We start from the raw sequence: 14034 nt of genomic DNA on the forward strand, positions 1-14034 counted from the left end.
GGTGAGGCTGCGGAGAGGCGGAAACTGCCTTTTTGTCACGCCGATTGCAAGAGCGGGTATTGTCGCGCGCTAGCGGATGGCGCGGGCCGGGTGCTCGACGATCGAACGCAGGGGCAGCGGGGCCATGACGGCGCGGTCCTTGCCGGCCAGCTTGGCCTCGTACAGCGCGCGGTCGGCGCGGGTCATCATGTCCGAGAGCGGTTCGGCCTGGTGGCGGGCCTGGATGCCGATGCTGACGGTGAGCGGGTGGGCCGGGGGGAGGCCCGCAACGGCGACGCGGGTCAATTCGAACCGGATGATCTGGGCCTGGGCGAGAAGACCGGCCCGGCGGCTGTCGGTGTAGAACAGCGCGAATTCTTCGCCGCCGGTGCGCGCGACGAGGGCGGCGGCGCCGTGAGTGGAAAGGACGCCGGCCACCGCCGCGATCACCTCATCGCCCACCGCATGGCCGAAACTATCGTTGATAACTTTGAAATTATCGATGTCGATGAGCATCAGGGCGGGCTGGGAGAGGGCCGGATCGGTCGCCTGGAGCGCCGGCGCCACGTGCCTTTCGAAACCCCGGCGGTTGAGAAGGCCGGTGAGGTAATCGCGATCGGCCTCGCTGCGCAATTCGCCTACCAGTTCGAGCACCATGGCGGCCAGGAACAGGAACGCGGTGGCCAGGGCCAGCAGCGGGGTGAGCGCCTGGACGGTGGCCCAATAGGTCGAATCCTGGAAATCGCCGCCCGCGTTGACGTCGAGGACGCTCATCAGCGTGGCGAGGGGCCGCGAAACGGCGAGAACGAAGAGGAAAGCCATCAACACGATGCCGAGCCAATCGACTGTATTTTTGGGCTTTGCCTTGAGCAGATGCCAACCCGTGATGACCGCAAAGACCGCATAGGCGGCGTTGAGGATGTAGATGCGGGCGGTGACGGATGGGTCGACCAGGAGGAACCAGAAAAAGGCGGCTCCCGAGAGAAGGCCGATGAGGGTGAAGGCGATGGCGGGGATGGGCGCATCGATGCGGATCAGCGCGCTGCAGCAAGCCAGCAGGATGGCCGCAAAGAACAGGCCATTGGCAAAGATCCGGAGCACAGGGCCTTCAAAGGGCTGGAGAAAATCCTGGGCGATGAAGGCCAGCCCGCAGCAGGCAAACGCGATGGAAACGAACATGAAATGGCGGCGCGCCGGGCGTTTTCGCCAAAGGATGAAGAACATCACGGCCAGCACCAGGGCGATGACCGGATTGAGCAATGCGAAAAAGAACTGCCCGGTCACGCGCTTCAGCCTGCGATTTCATAAAGAGGATGGGCCCGTTTTCACCCAACGCGCATAAAAAACATTTAAACGCCCGCGTCAAATCTGGAGATTTCGATAGCGATAGGCGTGAGCGGGGCGCGGCTCGGCGGTGGAGGGCTCGCCGAAATCGTGGAGCGGGTAGGTTCCAAGGGGAACGAGGTGGTCTCGGGGGAGGAAATCGCGGCCGATATCGCCGACATAGATCGTGGCGCCGGCGGCAAGGCAGCGATCGAGGAAGGTGGTGACGCGGCGGGCCAGCGAGGCGTCGTAGAAGAGATCGCCGATGAGGATCACTTCGGCATCGGGTGGAGGCGCGTCGAGGAGGTCGGCGTGGATGGGGGTTATGGCTGTGCCGTTGAGCGCGGCGTTGAGGCCGAGGGCGGCGATGGCCAGCGGATCGGTATCGGCGGCGGTGGTGTGGGACGCGCCGGCGCGGGAAGCGGCGATGGCGAGGAGGCCGGAGCCGGTGCCCAGATCGAGGACGGATTTGCCGGCGACGATTTCGGGATGGGCCGCGATGTGGCGCGCGAGGGCGAGGCCGCCGGGCCAGGGCCAGGCCCAATAGGGCGGCACTCCATCGGCGGCGAGGCGCCAGACGCCGCTCTGGGGCGTGGCGGTGTGGAGGCGGATGTGGGGAAGATCCGGCACCGGGCGGATGGGGAGGTTGGCGGCGATGAAGGTGGCCGGGTCGGTCATGGGGTGGGTCAGTGTGTTCCAAGAGAGAATGGAGCGCAATCACCGAAGACGATGAGGGGGAAGGAGCCGAGGGCGGCGAGCGTACCTTGCCCCGGGATAAACCCGGGGTGACGGCAGTGGGGGGTGGAGAAAGAGTCGGGGGATGCTTCTGGCGATTGTGTTTGGCGGCGGATCGGCGCACCCCCTCTTCCGCCCCTTCGGGGCACCTTCTCCCCTTACGAGGGGAGAAGGGTAGCGCTTGGGGGAGTCTGGAGAAATATCAGCGCTGCCGACGCGCCCTGGCTCACCACATGAGGCGGGGCATGAAGCCGATCATGTTGGCGCGGGAGACGGAGACGAGGTCGGAGACGCGTTTGGCGGGGGGATTGTTGAAGGCGTCGAGTTCGGCGGCGTGGATGGAGCCGGTGATGAACAGCAGATCGATGCCGAACTGGGCGGCGCCCATGGCGTCGGTGCGGACCGAATCGCCGATGGCCAGGATATCGGCCTTTGCGAAGCGGCGGCCGGCGGCCTCGTCGAGCATTGCCTTGGCCTGTTCGTAGATGGGGTTGAAGGGCTTGCCGGCCATCATCACCCTGCCCCCGATATCCTCATAGGCATCGGCCAGCGCGCCGCCGCAATAGACGATGCGGTCGCCCTCTTCCACCACCTTGTCGGGGTTGGCGCAGATGAGGGGGAGGTCGCGCGACTTCCAGATTTCCATGCGGGCCGCATAGTCGGCGGGGGTGTCGTCGTCGGTGTCCAGATCGGTGACGGCGACGGCGGTGGCCTCCTCGTCGGAGCCGAAGGTGAGATCGAGGCCTTCGAAAAGCACGTCGTCGACCGAGGGACCGACGCGGGCGACAGTGCGGCCGCGCCAGTTTTCCAACAGGCCCCGCGTGGCGTCGCCCGAGGAAATGAGCGCATCATAGGCCGCGCGCGGAATATTCATGGCGTCGAGCTGGGCGACGATGGAGGCGCCAGGACGCGGGGCGTTGGTGATGAGCACGACGCAGCCGCCCTGCTCGCGATAGTTCACCAGCGCTTCGACAGCCCCTTCATGGGGAGCAATGCCGTTGTGGACAACGCCCCAGACGTCGGACAGCACCGCCGGGTAGCGGGAGGCGAGGCTTGAGAGGCCCGGTGTGGGGCCGGAAAGTGCGGGCATATATGCCTCCAGATATCAGAGCATTTCCGCTTTCTTCGAAAGCCGGTTGCTGCAGGTCATTGTTTTTGGCGCGCTGGAGCCAATCGATGTTTACGTGTTTCGGACGGGTGCCGCACTGGATTCCGGGAATAAATCCCGGAATGACAGGTTGGGTTTAGGACAACCCCGTCGTCATATCCACTCCCATGTCATTCCCGGACTTGCTGGAAGTGCTCTAGCGCCGCGCGGCGTGGCGGAGGTCGTCGTCGCCTTCGTCGCGCAAATCGGGGCGCAGCGGCGCGGTGGAGCCCAGGACGCGGCCCTGGGCGAGACCGACGCCATCGTCGAGAAGGGCGAGGATTTCGCTTTCGGCCTCCAGACCCGTCACGACGAGGTTGATGCCGAAACGCTTGATGTAGTCGTTGATGTCGGAGGAATGGAAATCGGTCAAGGCTGCCGGCGTCTTGAGGAAGGCGTGGCCGGAGGTGGAGATGTAGCGCACGCCCTTTTCGGCGATGCCGGCGAAATCGAGCCGCAGGGTGGTCGCGTCGCGCAGGGCCACGGTGGCGCCCTGGGTCACGAGGCTGGCAAGACCATCGGATTGAGGGAGCGAGAGGGAGGCCCAGATTTCGTAATCGAGGGCGAAGACGATATCGCCATTGACGGCGCGGTTGGCGGCAAGCAGCGCCAGGAGTTTTTCGAGCGTGGACTTGTCGCCCAGCGTGGCGGGGGAAATATCGACGAGAAGGCGCACCGGATCCCCGTTGAGCCGGGCGCGGCGGACGATGCGGATGGCTTCCTGTGCCGACAGAAGGTCGATGCGGCGCAGGATGACCGTGCCCTCGCCGGTGGGGATGGGCATGAAGGCGGGCGGATCGACCAGACCGCCATCGAGCTCGAGGCGCGGCACCAGATCGAGGGCGTGGAATTTACGCTGAGGGAGCGTGAGGATGGGCTGGGCCTCGTAAACCACCCTGCCCTCGTCGAGAGCGCGGCGAACCTCGGACAGCGGAACGCTTGGGCGGCGCGGCTCGCGCTCGGTGCGGGGGGAGCCCTCGTCGCGCGCCGGCGTTGCGGCTTGCTGCGCCGTTTCGAGATCGGACACAGCCTCGGCCACCTGACGCACGACGGTGCCCAGGACGCTCATATCCGCTTCGACGATATCGAGGCGGGGGCCGAGTTCGAGATCGGCGATGGCGTTGACGCGCTGGGAGAGGACCTGGCCGGCCTTGGCATCGGTGGCGAGCAGGCGGCCCATTTCCTCGACGCCGGCTTCGAGGCGCTTGAAGGCGCGGCGGCGGGCGGTGCGCTCCTCGACCAGCGCGCCGCCGACGATGACGACAAGCGCCAGCAGCCCGGCTTCGATGGGAGTGAAGCCGAGCGCGAAATAGGCCACGGCGCCCAGAGCGGCGCCGCACACCCCGATAAAGATCAAGACCAGCCCCTGCACGCGGCTCCAGCCCCCAAGGGAATCAAATCGGCTTCCTGATCAATCTCTAGCATCTGGCGGGAAGGCGAAAAAGCATAAGTGCCAACCCTTTGTTTACCCTAACGGATTGATAGTGGGGATAAGCCCTGCCGCTGGAGAGACGCCGGGCCGCGAGCCAAGCCGTCTCTCCGCAAGGTCTTGATTTTTCGTGAGGCCGCAGGGCCTCGATTTAGAGCATTTCGGCGTTTCCTCGAATCGCTTCAATAGCTCTAAGTCTTTGTTTTGGCCCGTTTCCGAACCGCAAAAGTGGTATCCACTTTTGCTGGAAACGCTCTAGGAGTACTGGCCGGATGCGTGATGGAAACCCATCGGACGCAGATGTGAGACTGTTGCTCATCGAGAGCTCGGGCGAGAGGGCGCGTGCCACGATGGCGGCGATCTTTTCCCACTGGGGCCAAGGCGTCGCGCTGGTCCATTGCACCAGCGGCCAGCAGGCACTGCGCAACCTCAAGACCGGGCGGTTCGACGTGATCCTGGCCGAGACGACAAGTCTGGAAGGGCTGGGCTGCGACGAGGAAGCGGCGTTCGGGATGCTGGCCGGGGCGTCGAACGGGGCGCTGATCATCGCGCTTTCCGATGGCGGGTCGGTCTCGATGGCGGTGGCCGCGATGCGCGCCGGCGCCCATGATTATCTGGCCCTGCCCATTTCCGGCCCCGTGCTGGCGGCGCGGCTGGGCGAATTGGGCCAGCGGCACGGCAAGGCCCGCGCCATCGTCTGCGAGGCGGCGGAGGACCGGCACGCCGATTTCGAGGGGTTCGTGGGCACGACTCCGCAGATGCGGGCGATCTACGACCAGATTTTGCGGATAGCGCCTTCGGCAGCGCCCGTGTTCATCACCGGGGAAAGCGGCACGGGCAAGGAAGTTTCCGCCGAGGCGCTGCACAAGCGCGGGCCGCGCGCCAAAAAGCCGTTCATTGCCATCAATGCCGGGGCGATCCCGCGTGAATTGATGGAGGCCGAGGTGTTCGGCGCGGTCAAGGGGGCCTATACGGGCGCCCATGAGGACCGCAAGGGCGCCATCGAGATGGCCGATGGGGGAACGCTGTTTCTCGACGAGATCGGCGAGATGGACCTTTCGCTGCAGGCCAAGTTGCTGCGGTTTTTGCAGACCGGGACGATCGCGCGGGTTGGTGAATCGGTGGCCCGGCCGGTCGATGTGCGGGTGATCTGCGCGACCAATCGCAACCCGATGCAGTTGGTGAGCGAAAAGAAATTCCGCGAGGATCTGTTCTATCGGCTACATGTGCTGCCCATCCATCTGCCGCCGCTGCGGCAGCGGCCGGGGGATATCATGCCGCTGGCCCAGAGCTTTCTCGGGCGCTTCGCCCAGGAAGAGGGCAAGGATTTTTCCGGGTTCGCGCCGGACGTCGCCGATCTGTTCGTGGCGCGGGAATGGCCGGGCAATGTGCGCCAGCTTCAGAACCTCGTGCGCCGGGTCGTCGTGATGTTCGACGGGGGTGCGGTGAGCGCGCAGATGGCGCTGGCCGCCGATATCGAATCGCGCGACGCCTATTGCGCGGCGCAGGCGGCGATGGGTGGACAGCCGAGCGTGTTGCCCATGTGGCAGCAGGAGCAGAAGATCATCGAGGATGCGCTCGATGCCTTCGGGGGCAATATCGCGCGGGCGGCGGCGGCGCTGGAGATCAGCCCTTCGACGATTTATCGTAAGCGGTTGGGCTGGGAGCGGGCCGGGGCGGCTTAGGGGGGCTGAGGCCTGTTTCGGCCTTGGTGGGTGCTTCGGTAAAAATGCCGGCGGTGGCGCGAGGGGAGATTCGGCGCACCCCTCATCCGACCCGGCTTCGCCGGCCCACTTTCTCCCTCAAGGGGAGAAGGGGAGCTTGTGGCGGATGCTTCGGTAATATGCTGGCGATAGCGCGGGTAGAAACTCAGAGCCCCCTCATCCGACCGTTTCGCGGCCTGCCAGGGGAGAAGGAGAGCCTGTGGCGGGGGGAGAAGCGGCATTGCCGCGTAAGCGGAAAAAAGGGCTTGCTCCTCTAGTGACTGGAGGATGCAGAAGTGGTGAGCTTAACGAAACGACGGCAGGGTGGCGCAGTGGCTCATCACCATCATCATCATATCGACCCGGCATCGGGGGACCGGCGGGTGTTCTGGGCGATAGGGGTCAATTTTCTGCTCACCATCGCGCAGATCGTGGGTGGCGTCATGGCGGGGAGCCTGTCGCTGATCGCCGATGCGTTGCACAATCTTTCCGATGCGGTGTCGCTGGTGATCGCCTTTGCGGCGCGTAAGATCGCGCGGCGGCCTTCAGATTCCAAGATGACGTTCGGGTATGTGCGGGCCGAGATCGTCGCGGCGCTGATCAATTATACGACGCTGATCGTGATCGGGCTGTATCTGGTTTATGAGGCGGTGATGCGGTTTTTCGAGCCGCAGCCGGTAGCCGGGTGGATGATCGTCATCATCGCCGGGGTGGCGCTGGTGGTCGATATCGTGACGGCGATGCTCACCTATACGCTGTCAAAAAGCTCGATGAACATCCGGGCGGCGTTTTTGCACAATGTCGCCGATGCGCTCGGCTCGGTGGCGGTGATCGTGGCGGGGACGCTGATCATCCTGTTCGATTGGTGGATCGTCGATCCGATCGTGACGCTGACGATCGCCGGGTACATCCTGTGGATGGCGTTCGCCGAGATCGGCGGGTCGATCCGGGTGCTGATGCTGGGGTCGCCGCCGGAGATCGACATGGAGCTGTTGGTCGGCGCGCTCGGTGAGGTCGAGGGGGTCGAGGGCGTGCATCATGTGCATGTGTGGGCGATCGACGAGCACCAGAACGCGCTGGAGGCGCATGTGGTGACGGGCGAGGAGCATGGGGCGGCTCGCGATGCGATCAAGGCCCGGCTCAAAGCGGTGGCGCGGGAGCGGTTCGGGATTGCTCATTCGACGCTGGAGTTCGAGGCGCCGGGGGAATGTCGGGATGAGCATGCGACGCTGATCGGGCATCCCGTGGGAGAGCATGGGCATGGGCATGCTCACGATTAGGGCCTCACTCGCCGGAGAAATTTTCGGCGTAGAAGAGCTGGATGTTGGTGAGTTCGACGACGCCGTTGCGTGAAACCGTCAGCGTATCGAGGTGTTCGATGCTTTCGAAGCGGGAGCCGTAAGTTTCGATGACGGCGTCGGGGCTGCGGGTCTGGTCGACGATGTAGGCGTTCCAGCCGGCGTGGACGGCGGGGTCGAAATTGTAGCCCAGATTGCGGGTGTCCTCGCCGAAGCAGGCGAAGGGGAGACGGCCGGCGATCTGGGTGTCGACATAGCCGCAATCGATCCAGTCGATGCCGGCGATGAAGAGGTTTTGTTCGGTAAACGCGTTGCGGGCGGCGAGGTCGTCGCCCAGTTCGGTCCAGGGGAGCTGGAGGGCGGTCGGGTCTTCCCAATCGCCGGGAAAGACGGTGCGGGCCCAGCCGGTGGCGGCGTGGGAGACCAGCAGGGTCAGGATGGCGAGCGTTGCTATGGCCGAGCCGTAGAGCCAGATGCGGATGGCCCTGCCGTCGCGATTGGCCGCCCAGGCGCCCATCAGCATGAACAGCATGAGATAGCCCGGCGCCTGCCAGTGGAAGTGGAACTGGGTATCGCTCCAGAGCGCCACGAGGGTGAAAAAGATCACCGGCGGCCAGCCGATATAAGCAAAGAGTGCGGCGGCGCCGGGGACAGTGCCCGAGGGAAACTGGCCGCGCGGGCCGGCGGCGAGCGCCCTGCCCCCGATATAGAGCGCGGGAATGGCGAGCCAGGGGACCATGTAGAGGAGCTGGCCCCAGATCATGCGGAAAAGGCCATCCCAGCGCAGGCGGGATTCGGCCAGCGCCCGGCCGCCCTGAAAGCCGAAGGAGGCCCAATCGTTCTGGGCGTTCCAAATGATGACGGGGGAGAAGATCGCCAGGGCGATGGCCAGTGCGAGCCATGGCGCGCCATGGGTTAGCCAGCGGCGCTGGGTGGAATTGAGGAGGATGAACAGGCCGGTGCCGGCGACGAGGAAGGCGGCGTGGTATTTGGAGAGGAACGTAAGGCCGAGGAAGAGGCCGGCGAGGCCCCAATAGAAATAGGGTCGTCGGGCGCCGGCGCCGAAGAAGATTTCGACGAGCACCCGGATTGTGGCCAGCCAGAACAGCAGCATGGGGGCGTCGGGCTGGGTCCAGGAGCCAACCGAGAGGGAAAACAGCACGCAGGCGTTGACGATCAGCGCGGCGAAAAAGCCGGCGAGCGGGGTGTGGATGCGACGGGTGATGTCGAACACCAGCCAGGTGGAGACCGCGAACATCGCAACGAACGGCAGGCGGATGGCGAGGAGGCTGTCCGAGCCGGTGAGTTGGAGGGTTGCCCAGATGGTCCAGAGCGAGAGGGGCGGCTGGTCGAAATAGGAGAGGTGAAACTGGCGGGCTGAGGCGAGGTAATAGGCCTCGCCCGTGCCCCAGCCGACCACCGCTGCGCCGATGGTGCGCAGAATGAAGGTCACCGCGATAAGGATGAGGGTGGCCTGGGCGGGGGTGAAGGGGCCGATGCGGGGGTTAGTGGGCATCATGGGCTCCGGTTTGTGCGGCAGAGGCTGCGCACCCCTCATCCGACCTTTGAGGCTGGGGCTGGATTCGGGGAACGAGTTCCGGAATGACAGGGGAGAGGGTGTGTTGCGTGCCCTGCTCCATCCACAAATTGTCACCCCGGGATTTATTCCCGGGGTCCAGTAGCGGCGCGGCAAGGGGATCGGGCGTCAGCGCCATGTGAACATGCGGGTCACCGCGTAGTTGAAGACGACGCTCATCACCACGCCGGCGATGCCGGCGATGAAGAAATTAGCGAGGTGGGCTTCGAACAGGACACTGGCGACCGAGATGTTGGCGATCGCGCCGAAGCTGCACACGATGTAGAAGCTCAAAAGGCCCGTCCAGAATTTGGCGCCGCGGAGCTTCTTGTCGGCGTAGGTCAGCTCGTTGTTGAGGACGTAATTGGTGGTCATGGCGACGAGGGTGGCCACCAATTGGCTGTTGGCGAAGTTGAAATCGAGGGCCTGGAAGGCCAGGGCCAGGACCGCCATGTGCACGACGACGCCCGAGGCGCCGACCAGGGCGAACAAAAGGAAGCTGGTGGGCAGGAAGCCGCGCGAGATCTGCGAGAGGATCAACCCCAGGAACTGGGCGACGATCAAGGGGCTCATCTTGCTTTCGCCGGCGTGGCGCGGGCGGAAGCTGTAGGGGACTTCGGCGATCGCCAGCTTGCCGTCCGCCCTGCGGTTGGCGGTGACGATGATGTCGAGCAGAATCTTGAACCCCTCGCGCGATAGCTGGGGAACGATGCGATTGAACAGCGAGCGGCGGAGGAGGAAGAAGCCGCTCATGGGGTCCGAGAGCGACTTGCCCGTCAGGATGCCCGAAAGACGCGTGGCGAGGGTGGAACCCATCTGGCGGCCGGCGGTGAAGCCGGAAACGGAACTCCCCTCCCCCGTATAGCGCGAGCCCACGGCGATATCGGCGCCATCGCGGACCTTTTGCAGCATCTGGGGCAGGATGGTTTCGTCGTGCTGGTGGTCGGCGTCGATCACGGCGACGAATTCGGCCGAGGACGAGGCCATGCCCTCGATGCAGGCCGAGGAGAGGCCGCGCCGCCCGACCCGGTGGATGCAACGCACATGGGGCTTTTGCGCGGCGATGGATTTGGCGAGCTCGGCAGTGCCGTCGGGGCTGTTGTCATCGACGACGATCACTTCGAAAGCGGTGCCGTCGAGCGCGGCTTCGAGCTTTTCGATCAGCGGGCCGATGTTGTCGCGCTCGTTGAAGGTGGGGACGATCACCGACAGGGTCGGCGCTGTCCAGTTCGCATCGAGGGGATCATGGGGGGCAAGGGCAGTCATGGTATCGTCTTTTTATGTCCCCAAGATAGCTCTTGGCTGTTGCGGGCGCGGAGCCCGAAGGCCACCGCGTGCAACCGCTATAACGCGGCGCCCGTCTCGCATAGCAAGCCCGGCTGGGGGATGCAAAATTTTTTGCCCGGGGCGCGCTTGACTCATCTGCCCCCTCTTCCTATCTCGTCGGCCATACTGCTGGCACTCTCGGTACAGGAGTGCTAACAGTGGAGGAATATACGATCTCAACACTACGTTCCAAAGGAGCGACCATGAGCTTCCGTCCCCTACATGACCGCGTTGTGGTCCGGCGCGTCGACAGCGAGGAAAAGACCGCTGGCGGCATCATCATCCCCGACACTGCCAAGGAAAAGCCCTCCGAGGGCGTCATCGTTTCGGTGGGCCCGGGCGCCCGCGACGATGCCGGCAAGGTTACCCCGCTCGACGTCAAGGCCGGCGACCGCGTGCTGTTCGGCAAGTGGAGCGGCACCGAAGTCAAGATCGACGGCGAAGACCTGCTGATCATGAAAGAGTCCGACATCATGGGCGTGATCGAGGCGTAATTTTTACCGGTCGCGTTTTCGAACCTGAAAACGGGTTCCTGAAAACGCTCCAGTCCGCCTCTCCCGCTCTCTTCTTAATTCTCATTCGGAGCAAACTTACATGTCCGCCAAGGAAGTAAAGTTCTCGACCGACGCCCGCGACAAGATGGTCCGCGGCGTCAACATCCTCGCCAATGCGGTGAAGGTGACCCTGGGTCCCAAGGGCCGCAACGTGGTGATCGAAAAGAGCTTCGGCGCTCCCCGCATCACCAAGGACGGCGTTTCGGTCGCCAAGGAAGTCGAGCTTGAAGACAAGTTCGAAAACATGGGCGCCCAGATGGTGCGCGCCGTGGCCTCCAAGACCAACGACATCGCCGGTGACGGCACCACCACCGCGACCGTGCTGGCCCAGTCGATCGTCAACGAAGGCGTCAAGGCCGTCGCTGCCGGCATGAACCCGATGGACCTCAAGCGCGGCATCGACCTCGCCGTGAACGAAGTGATCGGAAACCTCGCTTCGAAGGCCGTCAAGATTTCCAACTCCTCGGAAGTCGCGCAGGTCGGCACCATTTCCGCAAACGGCGAAAAAGAAATCGGCGAGATGATCGCCAGCGCCATGCAGAAGGTCGGCAATGAAGGTGTCATCACCGTCGAGGAAGCCAAGACCGCCGAGACCGAACTCGACGTCGTCGAAGGCATGCAGTTCGACCGTGGGTATCTGTCGCCCTATTTCGTGACCAACACCGAAAAGATGGTCGCCCAGCTCGACGATCCGCTGATCCTGCTGCACGAAAAGAAGCTTGCCAATCTGCAGGCCCTGCTGCCGGTTCTCGAAGCCGTCGTCCAGAGCCAGCGTCCGCTGCTGATCATTGCCGAGGACGTTGAAGGCGAAGCGCTCGCCACCCTCGTCGTCAACCGTCTGCGTGGTGGCCTGAAGGTCGCTGCCGTCAAGGCTCCGGGCTTCGGCGATCGCCGCAAGGCCATGCTCGAGGACATCGCCATCCTGACCGGCGGTCAGGTGATTTCCGAAGACCTCGGCATCAAGCTCGAAAGCGTGACGCTCGATATGCTCGGCACTGCCAAGCGCGTCGAAATCTCCAAGGAAAACACCACCATCGTCGATGGTTCGGGCTCCAAGGAAGACATCGAAGGCCGCGTCAACCAGATCAAGGCGCAGATCGAGGAAACCACCTCGGACTACGACCGCGAGAAGCTCCAGGAACGCCTGGCCAAGCTCGCTGGCGGCGTTGCCGTGATCCGCGTCGGCGGTGCGACCGAAGTGGAAGTGAAAGAGCGCAAGGACCGCGTCGACGACGCGCTCAACGCGACTCGCGCTGCCGTTGAAGAAGGCATCGTTCCGGGCGGCGGCGTGGCTCTGCTGCGTGCTTCGTCCAACCTTGCCGCCAAGGGCATCAACGCCGACCAGGAAGCCGGTATCGCCATCGTGCGCCGCGCGCTCCAGGAGCCGGTGCGTCAGATCGTCAACAACGCCGGCGACGAAGGTTCGGTGGTTGTGGGCAAGATCCTCGACAACGGTTCGGACACCTATGGCTACGACGCCCAGACGGGCGAATATGGCGACATGATCCAGATGGGCATCATCGACCCCGTCAAGGTGGTTCGCACAGCCCTGCAGGACGCTGCCTCGGTTGCGGGCCTCTTGGTCACCACCGAAGCCATGATCGCCGAACTGCCCAAGACCGAAGCGCCGGCAATGCCGGGCGGCGGCGGCATGGGCGGTATGGGCGGCATGGATTTCTAATCCATCCCCATCGCTATCGGGGTCTCTCCAGACCCTCGAACGGGAAGGCGGTCCTCCGGGGCCGCCTTTTCCGTTTTTTGGGGTGTTAGGGGAATCGATTGGCCATGTCGGTTGTGGGAGCTCAGCGCACCCCTCATCCGACCGCTTCGCGGCCTGCCATTCGAGCATAGCTCTCATGGCCTTCTCGCCTCCAATCGTGCCACCGGCACGATTGGCCAAAGGACGGCTCGAAGTCTCCCTCAGGGGGAGAAGGGGTGATTGTGGCAGCGTTTCGGAAAGAACTCTGATGCTTCCCCAAGAGCCCCCTGTGCTAGCGTCGAGGAACGGCGGTTGCGGATGGTCTAAGGAAAGAACAGGAGCTTGATGGCGAGGGCGATGGAGACGATGACGACAAGGGGCCGGATGACACGGGCGCCGAAGCGGATGCCGGTGATGGCGCCGAGGTAGCCGCCGAGCAATTGGCCGGCGGCCATGACGGCGGCGACGGGCCAGACGACGTCGCCCGCGAAGATGAAAAAGCAGAGCGCCGCGAGGTTGGAGGTGACGTTGAGCACCTTGGTGTGAGCCGAAGCACGGGCCGCCGCTAGGCCGAAGAGCGCGACGAAGGCCAGGATGAAGAACGAGCCGGTGCCCGGGCCGAACAGGCCATCGTAAAAGCCGATGCCGAAGGCAAAGAGCGGGACGAAGGTGGAGAAATCGAGCCGCGCCGCGCCGTCGATATCCTTGATGGCGGGTGAGAGGGTGAAATAGAGCGCCACCGCGATGATCGCGATGGGGACGGCGATTTCGAGCGCGGAGGTATCGATCTGCTTGAGGGCGATGGCGCCCAGGAACGAGCCGGCGAAGGCAGCGGCCATCGAGGGGATCAGCGAGAGGATCGAGACGTAGCCCTTACGCCAATAGGTGTAGGCGGCCATCGTGGTGCCGACGATGGACTGGGCCTTGTTGGTGGCCAGCGCCGTGACCGGGGGAAGGCCAGCCGAAAGCAGGGCCGGAATGGTGATCATTCCGCCGCCGCCGGCAACGGCATCGACGAAGCCGGCGACGACGCCGACGCCGCCGAGGATGAGAAGAACCCAGATATCGAACACGGAATGATGGCCCTGAAGCGGAAGACGGGGCTTGCTGGCATGAAGCGGGGCGGTTTGCAATGGGGGGTGCAGGTCGGTGGGGCTGTGTCTGGGCTTTGGTGGGTGGGCAGGCGCTGGACTGGATTCCGGGAATAAATCCCGGAATGACAAGGTGGGGGTGGGGCGGAGTTGGTGGACTGGCCCCTGCGGCGT

At 64.3% G+C, this 14034-nt stretch carries 11 protein-coding genes; 4 read left to right on the plus strand and 7 right to left on the minus strand.

Annotation, left to right across the window (positions count from 1 at the left end):
* Positions 1–69 precede the first annotated feature (69 nt).
* The 4 genes from V4T21_RS15900 to V4T21_RS15915 form a co-directional block, all read right to left on the minus strand.
* Positions 70–1263: a GGDEF domain-containing protein gene (locus tag V4T21_RS15900; RefSeq protein ID WP_332718639.1), complete on the minus strand. Its 1194-nt coding sequence runs from the start codon at positions 1261–1263 to the stop codon at positions 70–72.
* Positions 1264–1341: 78 nt separating this feature from the next.
* Positions 1342–1980: a class I SAM-dependent methyltransferase gene (locus tag V4T21_RS15905; RefSeq protein ID WP_332718641.1), complete on the minus strand. Its 639-nt coding sequence runs from the start codon at positions 1978–1980 to the stop codon at positions 1342–1344.
* Positions 1981–2263: 283 nt separating this feature from the next.
* The gene (locus V4T21_RS15910) at positions 2264–3127 is read right to left on the minus strand and encodes a TIGR01459 family HAD-type hydrolase (protein ID WP_332718643.1); all 864 of its coding nucleotides are present in this window, start codon (positions 3125–3127) and stop codon (positions 2264–2266) included.
* A 214-nt stretch (positions 3128–3341) separates the two neighbouring features.
* The gene (locus V4T21_RS15915) at positions 3342–4556 is read right to left on the minus strand and encodes an EAL domain-containing protein (RefSeq protein ID WP_332718645.1); all 1215 of its coding nucleotides are present in this window, start codon (positions 4554–4556) and stop codon (positions 3342–3344) included.
* Positions 4557–4885: 329 nt separating this feature from the next.
* On the opposite strand from V4T21_RS15915, the gene V4T21_RS15920 reads away from it, so the two are divergent.
* Positions 4886–6298 carry a sigma 54-interacting transcriptional regulator gene (locus V4T21_RS15920; RefSeq protein WP_332718647.1) on the plus strand — a complete coding sequence of 471 codons (1413 nt, stop codon included), beginning with the start codon at positions 4886–4888 and terminating at the stop codon, positions 6296–6298.
* A 317-nt stretch (positions 6299–6615) separates the two neighbouring features.
* Entirely contained in the window at positions 6616–7596 is a 981-nt protein-coding gene (locus V4T21_RS15925; RefSeq protein WP_332718649.1) for a cation diffusion facilitator family transporter, read from the plus strand.
* 4 nt (positions 7597–7600) lie between these two features.
* Here the strand turns inward: V4T21_RS15925 and V4T21_RS15930 are convergent, their stop codons facing one another.
* Complete coding sequence (locus V4T21_RS15930; RefSeq protein WP_332718651.1) at positions 7601–9130, minus strand: ArnT family glycosyltransferase; 1530 nt, start codon at positions 9128–9130, stop codon at positions 7601–7603.
* A gap of 189 nt (positions 9131–9319) precedes the next feature.
* Complete coding sequence (locus tag V4T21_RS15935; protein ID WP_332718653.1) at positions 9320–10456, minus strand: glycosyltransferase; 1137 nt, start codon at positions 10454–10456, stop codon at positions 9320–9322.
* A 263-nt stretch (positions 10457–10719) separates the two neighbouring features.
* Here V4T21_RS15935 and V4T21_RS15940 point away from each other — a divergent pair, with 263 nt between their 5' ends.
* On the plus strand, positions 10720–11010 hold the full coding sequence (locus V4T21_RS15940; RefSeq protein WP_332718655.1) for a co-chaperone GroES: 291 nt from the start codon (positions 10720–10722) through the stop codon (positions 11008–11010).
* Between the two features lie 100 nt (positions 11011–11110).
* Positions 11111–12751: a chaperonin GroEL gene (groL, locus tag V4T21_RS15945; RefSeq protein ID WP_332718657.1), complete on the plus strand. Its 1641-nt coding sequence runs from the start codon at positions 11111–11113 to the stop codon at positions 12749–12751.
* A gap of 341 nt (positions 12752–13092) precedes the next feature.
* Here groL and V4T21_RS15950 read toward each other — a convergent pair whose 3' ends face one another.
* Entirely contained in the window at positions 13093–13842 is a 750-nt protein-coding gene (locus V4T21_RS15950) for a TSUP family transporter (RefSeq protein ID WP_332718659.1), read from the minus strand.
* Positions 13843–14034 lie beyond the last annotated feature (192 nt).

Source organism: Pelagibacterium mangrovi (genome assembly GCF_036662815.1).
Taxonomy (GTDB): Bacteria; Pseudomonadota; Alphaproteobacteria; order Rhizobiales; family Devosiaceae; genus Pelagibacterium; species Pelagibacterium mangrovi.